We start from the raw sequence: 16,766 nt of genomic DNA, 5'->3' as shown, positions 1-16,766 counted from the left end.
CCTCAGTGGCATTCGACGTTCAGGATGGCGATAGCGAGTTTCACCGACGCTTTTGTCGGGATGGTGAACGGCGCGGAGCACTGCTGTTTATCGCCCCAGCTGAAATTCACCGTGCCGCTGTCGGGGGCGGAGTTGAGGTACGCCTGGCCCTGCTCCCCGACGTACCAGGTGTCGTCATTGCCCTCAATTCTTGCCCGCGCACCGAAGGGCAACGGCTGGCCTTTGTAGCTCACGTTCATCACCACTTTGCGTCCGCCGATCGCTTTGAAGCGGGCCAGCACAATGGCGTCTTTCGTCGGGATGACCTCAGAAGAGGTGCTGACAAAATCGACCTCTTTATTGCTCTGCGGATCGACCGTCATGGTGTTGCGGTGATAGGACTGAAGATCGGGCACGATGGCGAAGCCCTGGGAGTCGGTCCTGATGTTCTGATTGCTGCCCAGCTCAACATTCTCCGCGCCAGGGATCGCCACCAGTGCCTGGCTGCCGCTGGAGAAACGCCCCAGCGTGATGCCGTCTTTGTGCGCGAGTAAGTTCCCGGAGACGTTCCAGGAAAGGTACTGGTTGCGGTCGGCGTTATAAGTCACGTTGAACTCCCCGCGGTTGCCCTGGTAATCGATGCCTGCCGAGCCGCTCTGAGTGTCGCTTTGCCCGTTCTGCGACGCGTAAGAGACCTGAGTATTCCAGCTCAGATCCTGCCCTTCCCCCATGTGACCCGACACGCCCACCTGGTTTGTCAGATCCCCTTTCAGGCCCGTGGTGGCGCTGTAATTGACCATCGGCTGCGTGGCCGGGAACAGATTCCCGAGCGGAACAGACAACGTGAGCGCCAGCTGTTTATCCCAGTCGGACATCCCTTCGCTGCGGGTCATACTCCACGCGAGTGAAAAACTGACGCGTTGCCACGAGCCGTTCCAGCCGAGCTGCCAGGAGCGCGAGACCGAGCTGTCCTGATTCGCCGTGCGGCTCAGGGTGGCAAAAAAGCTGTGTTCGTCCGTCAGGGTCTGATTGAGGGTCAGGTTGTATTCGCGTTTTAACCGCGAGTCTTCGAACAGCGTTTCTGAATCGGCCCAGTCACTAAAAGAGAGGTAGTTGCGGCGGTAATAGCGATTATCCAGCTGGATCTGCGTCCCGGTTTCCGGGATGCCGTTGCGGTAGGTCAGACGCAGCATATCGCCTTTATACTCTGGCGAATTGCCGCGCTGCCCCTGGCTTTCAGTGACATCAATGGCAATACCGCCCGCACGCTTGAGGTCAAAACCCGCGCCCAGGCTCGCCGCCCTATATTTTTCCTGATACTGGATACCGCCGTAGGTGGTGATATCCAGCGGCAGCCCCCAGGAGATCGCCGCCTGCAGCAGTTCCGGGGTCTCTTCCACGCTGTTGCTGTTCGTCACATAGCGCCCCGCCGCCAGGCTGTATTTCATCTGATGCGCGCGTAAAAGTTGCGGAACGTTCGAGTAAGAGACGGTGCTGTGCGTTTCTGAACCGTCGGCTTCGGTAACGGTGACATCCAGCTTGCCGCCGTTTGAAACGGAAGACAGATCCTGGATCACGAACGGGCCTGGCGGAACCGAGCGCTGATAAATGATGTAGCCATTGCTGCGTACGGTGACCTGGGCGTTACTCTTCGCAATCCCGCGAATGAGGGGCGCAAAACCCGTTAACTGGTCAGGCTGCATATCATCATCGGAATTGAGCTGAATCCCGCGCACCACGAGGCTGTCAAAAATATCGCCCGGTGTGCTGGCGTCGCCCACAGTCAGCTCCCCTTTCAGGGGGCGAACGGCGGTTTCGACATAATTGGAGAGCGTTTTCCAGCCGTCGTCATTGCTGAGCGTGGCGTTATTGCGATAGCGCCAGCGGCCAAAGTTAAAGCCGTTAGTCAGATTAGCAAATACCGTGTCCTGGGTATCGCTGGTGCGATGGAGGTATTGCTGCCCGGAAAGCTGGTACATGCTGATGAGCGCGGGCACGCCGTCGTCCCACTCCTCTTCCGGCACGCCGGTCAGGGACTCATCGCGCATCACGGTTTGCGGAAGAGAAATATCCAGCGTCAGTTTTGAAAAATCAAAATCAGCCTTCGTACCAGGAAGCTGCTCTTGCATGTCAGTGCAGGCATTTTTCACGCTATTATCCTCAGCATTCGAAGCGACCTTTTTCAAATCCACGCCGAGTTTCTGATAGGTCTGAAAAGTGAGACAGGGAACGAGCTCCTTTTTGTCATTCAGTTCAAACCGGACATCCGAAACCAGGGATGGCTTTCCGTTGACCTTAATCTGGACGCGATAAGTCCCCGCCGGCTGAACGCCCTGGCTGAGGAGACTGGTGTCATTAATCACTGTATTGCCGTTTGCCGACTGTAATAAGCCGGGGTCGAAATATTCCCCGGCAAACACTGTTTTCGAAAGCATCACAGAAACAGCCAGGCACAACTTACTGATACAGCGCATAACGTCCTGTTAATTCATTTTCTGGGTAAAGGTTTTAGACGTTGTGCCGAAATCATTTATGGCTTCCCACTCCACGGCTGAGCCACTGGCAGGGGCATGTTTAAGCTGATAGGTTTTATCCGCAAAAGGGGCAATGACGGTATTATTGTCGACCACCGAAACCGGAATGGTTTCTTTATCGACTGAGATTTTGCTCAACACCAGATTGAACGGGGATGCGTTTTTTACCACCACCGTTTTACCGGATGCGCTCCAGCTCAGGTTTTTCACCGCCTCACCCGGATCGCCTTTTAAACCCGCCGGGCGGAAAAAGAATTTAATCCGGTTATTGATCGCCAGCACCATGCGGTTTTCGACTTTTGATTCTTGTTCATTCAGGCCGGGCACGCCTTTCACATCAAGCCAGAAAAGACTTTCGCGATCGGCAGGCAGGCCGCTGCCTAAATAGACGACACGAATCACGTTGTCACTTTTCGGGGCCAGCCTGAATAGCGGCGGCGTGACCACGAACGGCAATTTTTTGATTTGAGAGCTGTCTCCGGCATCCAGCCAGGACTGAACCAGATAGGCCCGGTTTTCATTGCTGTGAATAGTAACCGTCGCATCGCCCTCTTTTTCACTGTAAATCAGGCGGTCGGCGTTAAGGGTCAGGGCGCTGTGTGCAGTGCCTGATAATGTTATTAAAGCTAAAAAGGCGGCAATGCAGGACTTGTTCATCTCGATTAGCCCAAAAAAAATAAATACTCGCGATTATAACAGTCGCATTTGAGATACAATTTTATGAAGAACTCGCAAAAATAAAAACATCATTCAAGTCTATATTTGGACAAAACACATAGCTCTTTTGTGGCTAACAAATAAATATTTATCAAATATTTTCAAGAAAATATTACGCACTGGCCTGCATGCTTTAATTTTATTAAAAAATAATTTCCATTACCAACATAATGCAACAATTCATATGGGCCTATTTGTCATTTACCTGGCAAGTAAATCTGAGGTCTTCAGGCCACATGGCTTTGGCCTTGAGGCACAGTTCCTGCGCTGCCGAAAATCCCCAGGCGCGATAGATCATCACTAGGCTGTTATAAACATCGGGGTTGTTGTGCACCAGCAGGTAAGCTTCTGCCCACGAGCGGTATTGCGCCAGCAGCGCCACACTCTGTGTCCGGTTAAATCTCACCAGTAAGGCAACGTGCCTGTCGAAATCCAGCCGGTCGTGCTGGCTCCAGGGATTCACCAGCGAGATAGTGTTGTCCTGCGCCAACGGTATCAGCCCCTGCTGTTCGATGCGGGTAAGCTGCACTTCGCTGACCGCGCCGGAGAGCATAAACACAAGCACGGCGCTCGCCAACACGCCGACACTGATACGAAACAATGTGCCGGACGGTTTTGCGGTGTGCTGTGCACGCGCCGTGGGCCCTGTAATGGTCAGGAGCATCACCAGCGTGATCCCGTGCGTTACGGACTGATACAGCGGGTACTCCAGATTCATGTGGATGGCAATCGGCAGGAGTAGCGCGAGGCCCGTCCAGCGACGTCCGCCTTTGCCCCACAATCTGATGAAGACGCCCGCCACCATCAGCAGCACTCCAGACACTGCGACGATCCCTCCCTCCATCCAGGTATAGAGGAGTTCGTTATGCGGATACTGGATCGTGGAGTTTTCAAGCCCCTGCGGCATCTGCTGTGCCAGTTGACCAAACAGCGCCTCAAAGCTGCCGTAGCCGTTACCAATGATTGGGTGAGCGCATATCAACTGCCAGGTAAGTCTGAGAATGTACCAGCGCTGTAGCGTCGAGCCTTCTTTCTCTACAAAGCCGGGGATCATGCCGGGGAACAGTGTCGGGCCAAACCAGAGCAAGCCCAGTCCAGCCACCACCCCCGCCATCAGCAGCAGAGCTGCATTGCCCGTGCGACGTGTTTTACTTGAGACCATCAGTAAAATCACACTGCCTGGAGCAGCACCGAGATAACCGGTGCGGCTCTGTACCAAAATCAGCATCGCAGGAACAACGACCAGCGCGGCGGCGCAGATCAGGGTGACACCTTTCTGACGGCTCATCGTAAACAGCCACAGCGCGCAGAGCAGTCCCGTGGCCAGAAATGATGCGTAAACGTTGATCTGCTGAAAGCTGCCGTACGGGCGACCGCCGGTTAAATGGGGCATATCACTCAGTTGAACCGCGCCGTACACCACCTGTAACATCGTGGCCGCGACCAGAATTAGCAGCCAGACGTTTATCAGAAGACGACTGGACGTCAATTTCAGCAGAAGAAGCCAGACGGCCACCAACCCCCACAGCGCCAGCACTTTCGGCAGGGCATTCCATTGCCAGGCAGGAGAGGGGGACCAGAGAATCGGGAGTGACCACAGCACCGCGCCGATAACGATCCAGATTGTTCCCGGAGGAAAAATGGTTTTGCGATGTTGAGCGGTTACGGCACACCACAGGGCGATCAATGCCAGTACCGACCAGGCTAAGAGATTCTGCGGCAGCGCCAGGCCGGAGCCACCGTGGTTAGGTAATACCCAAAGCAGAATGACGCAAAACCAAAGGCCAAGCAATATTCCGAGACCTGTTTCGGTCTTTTTAGTGATTAAAGATTTATTAGATACAACGTATGGCATGAGAATATTACCTAAAAGAAGGAAAATACTCCCTATTTTCCAGATGTTCTATAAATTATAAAGATATCAGTATGGCATCATCACTAATACGCTTGAGCCAGTATGGAAACCTTCAGTGTTAATTCCGGTCAGTAAATCTTTTACTACCACCTGAGAATTACCCTGAGGTAGATCTATTTTCGAATTTAACGGTTTTCCCCCGACACTGATTTCACTTTTCCCCTCATCAAGATAGATATACTTATCCTGCGAAATAAGATTGAAAGTAACAGCAATTGGTGTTGTACATTTAACACCCATCGAGCTTTCTGCAATGCTGCCTTCCGCATCCTTTAACGTGATGGTCCCATGTTCCAAAACAATTTCTGGTGATGTTATTTTACACCAGTCATACCCAGGAGGGATAATTAAACATCCACCTGGTGTGATAGTTTGACTCCAAATGGTGTCTATACCATCCCCTTCTGGGCCAGTAAAATACCCTACACATTCTTCATACCCGTTATCACCATTATGGCGAATGTGGGTTATTTTCTTCTCACCTCCGTTGTTATACGCATCCATCATTAAATCACTAACGGTTTTCCTGCCGTTTGACGTTTCGTAATTCATCTCCAACGCACCAACAAATTCACTATCAGTTGCTGAATTAAAATGTTTATGACCTAAACCGGCGAGCCATCCTGAGGGTGGCGTATAATCCCCAGCGCTTCCAATCTCCACAACCCTCTGTGTAATAGCGTAGTCAGCGCCTGTATCATCATAGGTGACATTTAATGAACTAATAACTGGGAAAGGACTGGCAAATATCGACCAGGACACAAAAGAAAGCAGTAATAACATTCTTTTCATTTTATTACTCATCACTATAATTAGTTTTACTGATAAGCCAGAACAAAAGTACTGATGGCGGTAAAGTCACCGGGTGTTACGGCCTTCATCGAAAGCGCCTGAGGTTTTATCTGCACATAGGCATTAAACGTCAGAGCATTATTGCCTGCAGTCAATTGTTGATAAGGCGCTGCTTTATTGATCGCCAGTGGCGAACCATCGGGTAACTCCAGGCCAATAGCGACCCCTTTTGCAGCACTTGTTGGATCGAGAGCCAACAGCGAATTTAATTCATCATCCGTCGTGCCGTTGAATGTCACGCTGACGGTTTTCATCAGCGACGGATCGCAGGCTTCAAGATGAATAGTAAACGGCTGACTTTGGGTTCGCTGATACTGGTAGAGTGATTTGATAATTACACTGCCAAAATCCAGCGTAATAGTCGACTCACTGTCCGGGAGCGTGCAGGGTTCAGCGACCAGCGCTCCGGAGAAGTGAACATTGTCCTCATTGTCTGCCGCCTGTGCGCCGTTCAACAGCAGAGCGCCTGTCAGCACGGCGGGTAAGAAACGCATTACTTTCATTTTCATTTCCTACAGGTAATCCGTGCGCAGCGTCATGGTGGCCGTAAAGGCCCCTTCTTTCAGCGTGGCGGATGGCTTCTGAACGGGTACGGCCTCAATCACCGGGGGAGAAGCGGGATCGCTGACCACAATTCGTTTGGCAAAGGTGGCGGCCACGCCGTCGACCAGAATACGAATGCCCAGCTTCGCCTGAGTTGTTTGCACGGCGGAAGCATCAAACGTTGCCGGGGAGGCGGTATCAACGACAATGGCCAGGTTATTCGCGGCGTAACCGGACTTGCAGTCCACCGTATATTTCACCGGCTGCTTATAGTTGTTGCCGTCGATTTTGTTCACCCCCAGATTATCACCAAAGGTCACTTCTATGATTTTACCGCCACTGATGGTGCACGGTGGCGCGACCAGCACACCGTGAAACTGCATATTCTCGTCCGCTAGGGCTGAAACTGGCAGTGCCAGAGCTAAGAACGCGATGATGTATTTCATTGGTAATCCACCGTCATCGTAGCACTAGCAGTAAATTCACCCGTTTCCAGTCTGGTCCCTGGTTTTTGCACCAATAGTGCTTTAAGCGCAGGCTTTGCATCCTTGGATGCCAGAATTAATCCTGAATTAAGCGGAAAATCCGCGCCATCAGCCTTAATTTTCACACCAAGGTTGGTAACCGAAGTTTTCAATACTGTGGCATCAAAATCCGCGCCTGTTCCATTAATCTGCATTTTTAATGATTTTGCCGTCACAGCGTTACTGCAATCGAGATCGTAAACAATGTTCTTTTTGACCAGTCCGGCAGCAACATCCGTTACTGCTACTTGATCACCAAAATCCACGTCTATGTTTTGATTATTATTAACGACACAGGGTGTAGCGTTGATGGTCACATTCACCGTAATCTGAGCAGTATTTTCATCGGCCCATATATTTGGGCTGGCACCCATCAATACCAGTAACGCGATAAACCATTGGCTATATCTCATGTTTACTCCTACTGATAAATCATGCTGAAGTTGATCACGGCATGGTATGGTCCGGGCACAAACAAGGCTGCGGTGCGCTCTGGTTGCAGGGTAAAGACCACTTCGTTCTGACCCGGATTGAGCAGCTGGCTATCGCTGATGCGGGAGAGTTTTACCGTCTCGCCGTGGCTGTCGCGAAGACGAAGCCCAATTCCGGAAGCGCCCGTCACTTTAATCAGCTCGGGATTATTATCATCCGCTACCGCGACAAAGCGGGCTTTATACGGCGGCTGCAACATGCTGGCAGTGGTGGTCATCGGTGTGATGTTGGTGCTCCAGTTCGGCAGTTCCGGGCAGTCATGGAGGTAAATTTTCACCATCACAGATTGCGCAGTGTCACCCACCGTGCTCAGCGCGGCGTGAGTGACACTGCCCAGATCCACATCCTGCCAGGCCGAGTCCATGGTCATATGGCAGGTGTTTTCCAGCAGATCGCCGTGGACATACAGCGCCCCGGTGTCGACCAGCGGTTTTTCATCTGCGCTCGCTGTCGCTGTGAGCGCCATTAGCAGACTGGTGGCCAACAGGGTTTTCCATTTTCCGTTCATCTTCCGTTGCTCCTCAGCGCCTGAATTATTTGTCGTTCAGCAGTTTTGCCGTGCAGCTGGCACCGCCGCAGGAGAACTGGATCTGCGGACGTCCGCCGTAGTCGTTGACGTAGGTCAGCACCGGCGAATTGCCCAGCGCGCTGGCGGAGGCTTCAATGGATGCCTGTCCTTTTGGTGCCACCATCACCGGAACAAAACCAACCGGCGCGCCTTTGGCAGTCGGGCGACCCTCGACGATGGTCAGGTAATAGGCTGACGGGTTATTGACGACATATTTGTCACCCTGGCGGGTGAGGGTCACTTTCTCTACCCATTCCCCTTTTGCCGCCTGGGTTTTGTCCAGGGCAATCGCCTGTGGGCGATAGAACAGCTTGATGCGCGTCTGCAGGGCAATCTGCAGGACATTCGGTTTGGTGCTGCGCGGCGGAATTTCGCGCAGGTTGAAGTAGAACAGAGTTTCGCGATCCTGCGGCAGGGCGCTTAACGCAGGGGAAATCTGAACCTTCACCTGGCTTTTCGCCCCCGCTTCCACGCGCTGTACCGGTGGCAGCACGGTCATCGGAGAAGAGATTTTGTTGCCCTGCGCATCTTCAATCCAGCCTTGCGCCAGATAGGGCAGGTTTTTGTTTTCATTGGTAATACTCAGACTGACGGATTTTTCTCCGCCGTTCACAATCACGCGGGTACGGTCCAGGGCAATGGCAGCATTTGCCTGTTGCGCCATCAGGATACCGGCAACACTCAGGGCCAGAACGGAAACAGTTTTTTTGCAGTTAGACATCTTCATCTTTATCACTCAGTTAATTTTGATCTGTACCGGCAGCTCAGTGCTGGCACGGCAGTAACAGATTTCCGTTCTGGGTTAGTCCTGTTAGTTTCTCCGGCACGGTGACAGCGCACTGCACTTCACCATCCCAGCTCACATTCAGTTTGGCACCCGGTTTCAGGCCGCTCAGGTAAGTCTGTCCTTCATCGTTAACAATCCCGACTTCCTGCTTGTCGGCGTTTTGCACGCTGGCGCCAAACGGCGGGAAGGTGCCGTCGGCCAGGCGGATGATCGCCATCGCCTTCATGCCTGACACCACGTTGAACTTACGGTAGCCAATGGCCCCTTCCGTCAGGGTGGCCTGGACAACGGAAGCCGAGGCTTCGGCGTTATCCGGCAGGTCGTTGATATCAATACTCAGGCTGTTTTTGTTGTAGTTGCCCACATCGGTGACCACCGTTTTGCCAAACATATTGGTACGGCTGGTATCGCCGTATCCCTGGACGGGAATATCTGCCGCATCGCCGGTATCGACCATGACGCGCGTGCCGCCCATCGTGTTTGAACGATGCAATGCTGCCCCGTGAGTGGTCGCCGTCATGCCGCCGCGAAGGGAAAGGCCTTCAGAGGTGTATTCGTTTTGCTGGTAATCCACGTTGGCCGTGATATCCGCCACGTCGGCGGAATGGTCGTAGTAGCCGCTCATGCTGCCGCCGTCTTCGCTGCCACCGGCAGAAATACGGTAGTTGTCGCCGTTTTTCAGATGGTCGTAATAGGCCAGGTTATGTGAGTTGCTGTCAGCATTCATCGAGCCGTTGTAGCTCAGTGAGCCCGAGTCACCCCATGGAATGGACAGGGAGACATACATGCCATCGTCGTTTTCGCCGTTAAACTTGTTGCGGTATGCCGTCAGTGAGCTGCTGATATTTTTCCACTTGCCGATATCGAAATAGCGCGATACGGACAGGCTGTAGCGGTCTTCCGCCGGGTTGTTCCAGTAGGTCTGATGCGAGTAGTTCAGATAGGCACTGACCCCCAGGGATTTAAAGTCCTGGCTGAAGGTCATCGTGTACATCTCTTTGCTCTGCATAAAATCATCATGGCTCGACGTATAGCTCAGGTAGTCGTTGAAGCTCATGTAGTCTTTTTCAGAGAAGCGGTAGCCCGCGAAGGTCACCTGGCTGCCCGTCTCGTCAAAGCGCTTGGAGTAGCTCACGCGATACGACTGCCCTGCGCGGTGCTCGTCTTCCAGCTTCGCATCGGAACGGGTGACGTCGAATGCCAGGGCGCCGAGCGCCATCAGGTCACGGCCAATACCCGCTGCCAGTGAGGCATATTTCCCGCTGGCGACCATCCCGCCGTACAGGGACCAGCCGTTGCTGATCCCCCAGGAGAACTCGCCGGAGCCGAAGTTTTCACCGTCGGCTTTGTGGTCGTAGCTGGTCGGTTTACCGGCGAAGAGTTTGTAACGCACGCTGCCTGGACGAGTCAGATACGGGATGTTCGCCGTGCTGACTTTATAGTTCTGCTCTGAGCCGTCCTGCTCCTGGACGCGAACGTCCAGAGTGCCGGAAACGGCGTTGTTTAAATCCTGAATGGCGAACGGACCTGCTGCGACCTGCGTTTCATAGATCACACGTCCCTGCTGGGAGATAGTCACTTTGGCGTTGGTCTTCGCCACGCCGGTCACTTCCGGTGCGTAGCCGCGCAGGTTTGGCGGCAGCATGTTGTCGTCAGAGACCACGCTGGCCCCGGCGAAACGGAAGCTGTCGAACAGGTCCGAATTGAGGTAATCCTCGCCCAGCGTTAACTTCGCTTTCATCGAAGTGAGCGCGCGATAGAGATAGATACGGCTCCAGGTCCATTTTTTCTGCGCCGAGCTACCTTCGTCATCACCCGACTGATTTTCGTAATTGGTCTGCCAGTCGGCACGCGCACGCCACGGACCGAGGTTGGCCCCGAAGGTCCCGTTACCCGACAGGGTATTTTCGTCACTGCCGCGTTCACTTTGATGCGCCTGGGCATTGAGGTTGTAGTCCGCCAGCAGGCCCGGCACACCGTCGTCCCACATGCTGCTTGGCACCCAGTTATCGTCGGTGTATTCGACATATGCCTGCGGCACGCTGATGGTCAGCACGCCAGCGCTGAGATCCGGGTGAACTTCAACCCCCTGCAGTGCGGTGATATCCACGCACTCATTCTGGTGCCAGAGCGTAAACTTCTGCTCCATCCCCTCTTTGAAACCGAGTTTTTTGACGGTCTCAGGCGTCAGACAGACTTTGGAATCTTTGCTGTCATTTTCTGCGGCATAAACGGCAATATCCTGCTCTTCAAGTTCATTCTGATTAATTTTAATTTTGAACGTATAGTTGCCGGGCATAATATAGCCGCGCTTGGAAAACTGGCTTAAATCAATATTGGCTTTATCTTTTACATCCAGTACATCGGTATTAAACTGTATATCGTCAGCCGCCATTGCAGAACTGTGGCAGTAAGAATAGATGCAGATAGCAATGAATGACAATTTAGCCAACTTTGCTCCGGAAATACTCTTTGTATATGTCTTAGCCATACCCACCACACTCACTACCTTTGAGGAAAGAAATGAAATAACTGCCGAATTAAAAAAGAAGATTTAAGGTATGAACTTAAAAATATTCGATTCGATAACGAATAATGGCGCTGTAATCACCCACCACTAAATCACGCATGTCATTTTTGAGTTTAATTTGATAATCCAGTCGATTATCTTCCACCGACTCCTGCTGCCATGACACGGCCTGGCCGGGGTGAATAATGGTTCCGTTACGATCGCGTAATTCCAGGGCCACACCGCTGGCATTACCATTCACTCTGAACATGCCTGTATCTTCATCGCCTTCAAAGATAATGTTGATATATTGCCAGGCCGCAGGCTCTTCAAAAGAATCGAGAGAGCAGTGAGTTAATTGAATGGAGAAATCCATTGGCTCTCCTTCACCTGACCGTTTGATGTGAGTCCGCGTGTCGCTCGGCATCGCTATAGACTGATAACCATCTCCGGTATCAATATCGCAGGCGCTGGAAATAATGGCCCCGTTCATACTGACTCGGCCGGTTAATGCCGGATCAAACTCCGCTGCGGATGCAACGGTTTGATAAGAAGCCTGTGCCGCGAAAGCCATCGCTGTAAATAAAAACGTCTGGATAGAGCGCGTTAATTTACTCATGATTTCCGATTCTGATTATTGAGAAACAACGCCTGCGCAAGCAGGCGCTTTCCAACCCGACTGCGTGGTGATTACTGATAAGCGAGGGTGAAATCGGCGATAGCGGTGAAATCACCAGGTACAGTTGCAGATGCACCGTCGCCCTGCAGGTAAGCGGAGAACAGCAGGGTGTTATTACCGTCACCCAGGGTGTGTGCGTCTGATGCTTCGCCCAGTTTGATCTGCGCGCCGTCGCCGTTCGCCAGAATCAGGCTGGCACCTTTAGCCGTACCGGTGATCCCCAGAGAGCCATCAGTGGCGCCTTCTGTGCCGGTAAAGGTGGTCTTTACGCTTTTCAGTGTGGTCGCATCGCAGTTTTCCAGCTTAATTTCGAAATTACGTGGAACAGAGGTACCGGTATTGCCGTTCGCATTCAGCGCAACGTTAGACACATCACCCATGTCCACAGTCTGATCGAGGCTGTCCGGGTTGATTGAGCATGGCGCATCAATAATGGAGCCTGTGAAGGTCACTTTACCGTGACCCTGGTCAGCAGCATTAGCATTGGCCATCAGAGCACCGGTCATCATAGCTACGACAATTGCGACTTTTTTAATGTTCATACACTTAATCTCTAAAATCTAAAAAAAATAACGCATCCCTGTATAGGGGTGCACAGGAGATTCAGATAGGCCGAGTTACATACAAGATGCTGTTTATCAACATGGACCTTTATCATCTGATGGAATAATTTTGCGCCTAGTCACATTATGTAGCAATTAGAATTGAGTCTAAAAATATAATGTAGCTGTTGTGGTGGAGTCCAAATATGGACTAAGCTATATTTGAATAAAATTTTTTGAATCCTAATCTGGATCTCAAAGAGTTCACCACCTTCTGCTAATAACTTATAGAACAAGTCCAGTCTAAGCTAACCCGCAACCGGAGAGAAAATGAAAAACTTAAATAAAAAAAACATCAACTTAGAATTTATTGAAGATGTACTAGTCATATTCAACTCCTACGAAGACTACAGGAACTGGCATCAGGAAAAATTTAAATTTAGCTGGTCTACGCAAAGTGAGATTGATCAGTTGCTTGAAGAGGAGAAGCCAGATAGCTATCCATGTACGCCATTAATACTTGGCCCTTATAGCGGAACGATTTTTTTGAGCACAAGTGGGTTAGAGATAACCAAGAAATCTCTTTGAATTTAGCATACGGCAGATTTTATAGTTTATATTTAGCACTGTATTACTCATAGTTAAAAAAGTTGACAAACCTTTTCCCTTGGCTATGCTTAATATACGTTTTATTTTAAATAATTTATTTTATGCCAAAAATGAATAATATCGGTGTGGAATCAACTAAAACAGATCCTGTTTATCTTAAGAAGTTGATGGATAAACTGGCCCCACATTTACAATATCACAACATAGGAGCCAACACTCGCTTTACATATGCATCAAATCATAATGCCAAATGTTTTTTTTTGAAATCAGGTTTGATGTCAGTTTACAGACAACCTGACGACATTTTGGTTGAGTTGTTTGATGCACCCACGCTCAGAGGAGCAATGATTTTGCCTCCCGGAACTGATTCCAGTTATATATTCAAAGTTCTGGCTCCTTCTGAGATAGCGATTGTAGACAGGGAAGTATTTTTTGAAATGCTTTCTAAGCATAATCTATGGGAACTATTCGCAATGCATCAATTAATGATTAGTAGCCTAGCTATTGAGAGAATATTCAAACTTACTAAACCTACCTCCTATGATATCATTCGACACCAGATCTACGAGTTAATAAATTTATCTAGCGAATTACGCGAAAGCATTGTTGTGGCAGAATATATTCGTGGCAAAACGCGAATGTCGCGGAGTGGAGTGTTACGTATTCTTTCTGATTTAAAAAATGGTGGTTTTATTGTCATAGAAAAGGGTATTCTTAAAGAAGTCCGTAACCTACCACCCAAATATTAACATTCCAAAACTAGTTTTTTCTTTAGCTGTTACAACAGCTGCATATGAAACCGATAATTATCCACATATATGCACTATTGTCTCAAAGAGATATTTTACCGTCAAACATCAATTTGATGAATAGCTATCCACTTCCATTTTTCATAAGTAACATCTTATTATAGATCTGATAATAAGATGTTATCTTTCCATTTCAAAAAAATAAAGAAAACCAGTTTATAGTTGATTATTTTATTGATAAGCAAGTCCATCCCTTGATGGATAACCTAGAACCAGGGCTACCCGAACACGAGTCGAGTTTATCAGTTGGATAGGAATCACTCACAAGGGACAGACAGCATTGTTAAAACAAAGTAAGTTATCTGTACCAGCAGTTATGATTACTTTTGATATTCATGCCCTGAGACGTTTTTCGCCTGTTATTGCAGATTAATAAACCTTCACAAAAATATAATATCCCCCTAAAGTCAGATCCATCAGAAACTTCTATCCACCTATTTCCGCTTTCTGTAATTTCAGGAAAAGCGACCTGCAGCCGGGGTTCTGGCGAAAAACCACAGGATGTAGTGCTTCAAACCCCTACCAACCCCGCTATCCAGGCAAAAAGGATCCGAAATGGATCCTTTTTCGATCGCACTGGAAAACTCTTTGTTTCCGTTTTATGGTATATACCCAGGATACGGAAATAGAGCCGACGAGCCTCCGCGGGTTTTTTTCATGGAATCAGCGGACCTGAGCGGCGAAAATGGCACCAGAATTTCACCAGATTGCGCTACGTAGAAAAAAGCAGGGTTACAGGGGTGTACCAGGCCAGATTTTACGTAGCGCATCCTTTATGCCGGGAGCGTTATGAATCTGCCCGCCTTTCTTCATCACTCCCCTGCCCTGCAGGTTCCAGGCGCAGCAGCGCCGTTCGATTACGGTCGGGCACTCTCCCTGCGCGAAATGGCGCGGCACTACACCGAGATGCCGAAATATCTGCTGGCACCGGAAGTAGCCGGTCTGCTGCATTACCTGCAGGACTGGAGTCAACATGCTTTCATCAATACGCTGTGGAACACCGGCGCACGCCTTAACGAAGCGCTGGCATTAAGAAGAAGGGATTTTCATCTGAATGAGGAGATCCCACATGTGGTCATCCGCACGGCCAAGCAGCGTCGTGCCAGCGGCGGACGACCGCGTAAGGGGAAGAGTGCTAACCGGGTCGTGCCGCTCTCCGATCCGGGTTATGTGGATGAGATACGCCGTCTGTTTGCCAGCACCCGCGAGCGGTTCGAAGAAGACACGATTACCGGAGAACGCCGGGCGATGCCGGTCTGGGGGATTTCCGACCGGACGGTGAGAAACTGGCTCGAGCGCGCGGTCGACGCAGCTGGCCGCGACGGGGTGCGGTTCAGTATTGCGGTAAGTCCGCACACGTTCCGGCACAGTTTTGCGATGCACCTTTTATATGGCCATGTTCATCCGAAGATCCTGCAGGGATTGATGGGGCATGAGAAGTTTGAGAGTACCGAGGTCTACACGAAGATTTTTGCGCTCGATGTGGCCGCCAGCCAGCAGGTCCGGTTCTCACTCGACACCCAGGATGCCCTGCAGCTGTTGCGCACGAAGTCAGGGCTCTAGCTTACAGGACCGGGGAATTCCTTTGTCCCCGCCTGAATGCACCCAGAGCGGTTACTTTCATAATGTGGTGGCTGAGATCATAAGAGCGTCCACTTTCATAACTTCCAGCAACCCTGAACATCGCTACTTCCATAATAAAAGCAGTTGAACGGGTGCGAAGGGATGCAAAGAGAGGCTCTGAAAGGTTCTGTTTTATGAAACTAACCGCTTTCTGAATATAGGTTATGAATATAACCGCTTTATGTTGCCAGCATTATGAAAGTGACCGCCATCACGCAACCGGTAACGTCAGCCTCGGCGAGCGGGAGTGTACGATGAACATGATTTCACGACCTTTTTTGGCTTCGTTGTAGTCCAGATAGCCAATGTTCTTCAGATCCTTCATGGCCCTGCGTATCGTGGCATTCTGATCCTTAACCTGTGACTCCATCGCAAGTCGTTCACGCAGCCGCTTCATTGAAACGTACAACGTCCCTGCTGGCATGCTTTCGAAATAAACGTACAGCGACTGAGCAGATTCTTTACGTGAAAGGGCTGAAAGGACTTTGAGACCCAGCAGAACCTTATGATCGTAGCGATATAGTTCCCAGAGGCTGGGGTCACCCACGATTTCAACCATATTCGTATCCATGTCCAGCTGAGCACGCTGCACCAGGTGGGTCACCAGGCTGCGCTTGCCGTCCTGGCTACGAAAGGACAACGTAACGCTCGAAAGATTAAAGAGCGCTTCACTGAGGCGGTTACGGGCGCGGCCATTGATGTCTGTGGGGCGAAGGCCACACATACGGGCGAACTCAGAGAACGGCAACGTAATCTTTTCCGATGTGTATCCATACTTTGAGAAAGCAGAAATGATGCCAATCCAGGTTTTAAAGTCTGTAGACATCCCGAGCTTGGCGCCCTGAATTTTGATGTTGGTATACCCTTCCTGCCGGGCAACCTCGAGACTGGACAGTTCTTCTGAAGCATCGATCAGGAAATCGCGCTTACCTTTCTCTTTAGGTGATACGGGAGTGAACACGCTCAGACGTAACAGCGCCACCGGCTGCACCGTCTTATTGCTGTTCGGAGTCAGTTCATAACTTTCTCCCGAATCTTTCTTTTTGATCGCGAAAGGGCTTTGCTGCGCGTCAGAACTATCCAT

At 50.6% G+C, this 16,766-nt stretch carries 16 protein-coding genes; 3 read left to right on the top strand and 13 right to left on the bottom strand.

The genetic code is table 11. From position 1 onward, the window contains the following. Positions 1 to 2: 2 nt before the first annotated feature. The 12 genes from AC3WS9_RS23080 to AC3WS9_RS23025 form a co-directional block, all read right to left on the bottom strand. The gene (locus AC3WS9_RS23080; RefSeq protein ID WP_492490476.1) at positions 3 to 2,414 is read right to left on the bottom strand and encodes a fimbria/pilus outer membrane usher protein; all 2,412 of its coding nucleotides are present in this window, start codon (positions 2,412 to 2,414) and stop codon (positions 3 to 5) included. A 48-nt stretch (positions 2,415 to 2,462) separates the two neighbouring features. Next, on the bottom strand, positions 2,463 to 3,170 hold the full coding sequence (locus AC3WS9_RS23075; RefSeq protein WP_492490475.1) for a fimbrial biogenesis chaperone: 708 nt from the start codon (positions 3,168 to 3,170) through the stop codon (positions 2,463 to 2,465). A gap of 250 nt (positions 3,171 to 3,420) precedes the next feature. After that, a complete protein-coding gene (locus tag AC3WS9_RS23070) occupies positions 3,421 to 5,022 on the bottom strand; it encodes a PglL family O-oligosaccharyltransferase (RefSeq protein WP_492490474.1) in 1,602 nt (533 codons plus the stop codon). 129 nt (positions 5,023 to 5,151) lie between these two features. Then, positions 5,152 to 5,937, bottom strand: coding sequence for an MrpH family fimbial adhesin (locus AC3WS9_RS23065; RefSeq protein ID WP_492490473.1), 786 nt, complete (start codon positions 5,935 to 5,937; stop codon positions 5,152 to 5,154). Positions 5,938 to 5,963: 26 nt separating this feature from the next. Beyond that, entirely contained in the window at positions 5,964 to 6,500 is a 537-nt protein-coding gene (locus tag AC3WS9_RS23060) for a fimbrial protein (protein ID WP_492490472.1), read from the bottom strand. Positions 6,501 to 6,509: 9 nt separating this feature from the next. Further along, positions 6,510 to 6,986 carry a fimbrial protein gene (locus tag AC3WS9_RS23055; protein WP_492490471.1) on the bottom strand — a complete coding sequence of 159 codons (477 nt, stop codon included), beginning with the start codon at positions 6,984 to 6,986 and terminating at the stop codon, positions 6,510 to 6,512. Further along, the gene (locus AC3WS9_RS23050) at positions 6,983 to 7,477 is read right to left on the bottom strand and encodes a fimbrial protein (protein ID WP_492490470.1); all 495 of its coding nucleotides are present in this window, start codon (positions 7,475 to 7,477) and stop codon (positions 6,983 to 6,985) included. The genes AC3WS9_RS23055 and AC3WS9_RS23050 overlap by 4 nt, the downstream gene beginning before the upstream one ends. An 8-nt stretch (positions 7,478 to 7,485) precedes the next feature. Then, a complete protein-coding gene (locus AC3WS9_RS23045) occupies positions 7,486 to 8,064 on the bottom strand; it encodes a fimbrial protein (protein WP_492490469.1) in 579 nt (192 codons plus the stop codon). A 25-nt stretch (positions 8,065 to 8,089) separates the two neighbouring features. After that, entirely contained in the window at positions 8,090 to 8,845 is a 756-nt protein-coding gene (locus AC3WS9_RS23040) for a fimbria/pilus periplasmic chaperone (RefSeq protein WP_492490468.1), read from the bottom strand. Positions 8,846 to 8,888: 43 nt separating this feature from the next. Beyond that, positions 8,889 to 11,402: an outer membrane usher protein gene (locus AC3WS9_RS23035; RefSeq protein WP_492490467.1), complete on the bottom strand. Its 2,514-nt coding sequence runs from the start codon at positions 11,400 to 11,402 to the stop codon at positions 8,889 to 8,891. 76 nt (positions 11,403 to 11,478) lie between these two features. Next, positions 11,479 to 12,039, bottom strand: a complete 561-nt coding sequence (locus AC3WS9_RS23030; RefSeq protein WP_492490466.1) for a fimbrial protein — start codon at positions 12,037 to 12,039, stop codon at positions 11,479 to 11,481. Positions 12,040 to 12,110: 71 nt separating this feature from the next. Beyond that, positions 12,111 to 12,641: a fimbrial protein gene (locus tag AC3WS9_RS23025; RefSeq protein ID WP_492490465.1), complete on the bottom strand. Its 531-nt coding sequence runs from the start codon at positions 12,639 to 12,641 to the stop codon at positions 12,111 to 12,113. A gap of 330 nt (positions 12,642 to 12,971) precedes the next feature. Here AC3WS9_RS23025 and AC3WS9_RS23020 point away from each other — a divergent pair, with 330 nt between their 5' ends. The 3 genes from AC3WS9_RS23020 (at position 12,972) to AC3WS9_RS23010 (ending at position 15,622) form a co-directional block, all read left to right on the top strand. Continuing rightward, positions 12,972 to 13,229, top strand: a complete 258-nt coding sequence (locus AC3WS9_RS23020) for a hypothetical protein (RefSeq protein ID WP_492490464.1) — start codon at positions 12,972 to 12,974, stop codon at positions 13,227 to 13,229. 122 nt (positions 13,230 to 13,351) lie between these two features. After that, the gene (locus AC3WS9_RS23015; RefSeq protein WP_492490463.1) at positions 13,352 to 13,999 is read left to right on the top strand and encodes a helix-turn-helix domain-containing protein; all 648 of its coding nucleotides are present in this window, start codon (positions 13,352 to 13,354) and stop codon (positions 13,997 to 13,999) included. Positions 14,000 to 14,848: 849 nt separating this feature from the next. Next, positions 14,849 to 15,622, top strand: a complete 774-nt coding sequence (locus AC3WS9_RS23010) for a tyrosine-type recombinase/integrase (RefSeq protein ID WP_492490462.1) — start codon at positions 14,849 to 14,851, stop codon at positions 15,620 to 15,622. 271 nt (positions 15,623 to 15,893) lie between these two features. Here the strand turns inward: AC3WS9_RS23010 and AC3WS9_RS23005 are convergent, their stop codons facing one another. Continuing rightward, a complete protein-coding gene (locus AC3WS9_RS23005) occupies positions 15,894 to 16,766 on the bottom strand; it encodes a RepB family plasmid replication initiator protein (protein WP_282492990.1) in 873 nt (290 codons plus the stop codon).

The organism is Lelliottia sp. EB106-05-01-XG201 (assembly GCF_058791735.1).
This window is presented reverse-complemented; position numbering and strand designations above follow the sequence as displayed.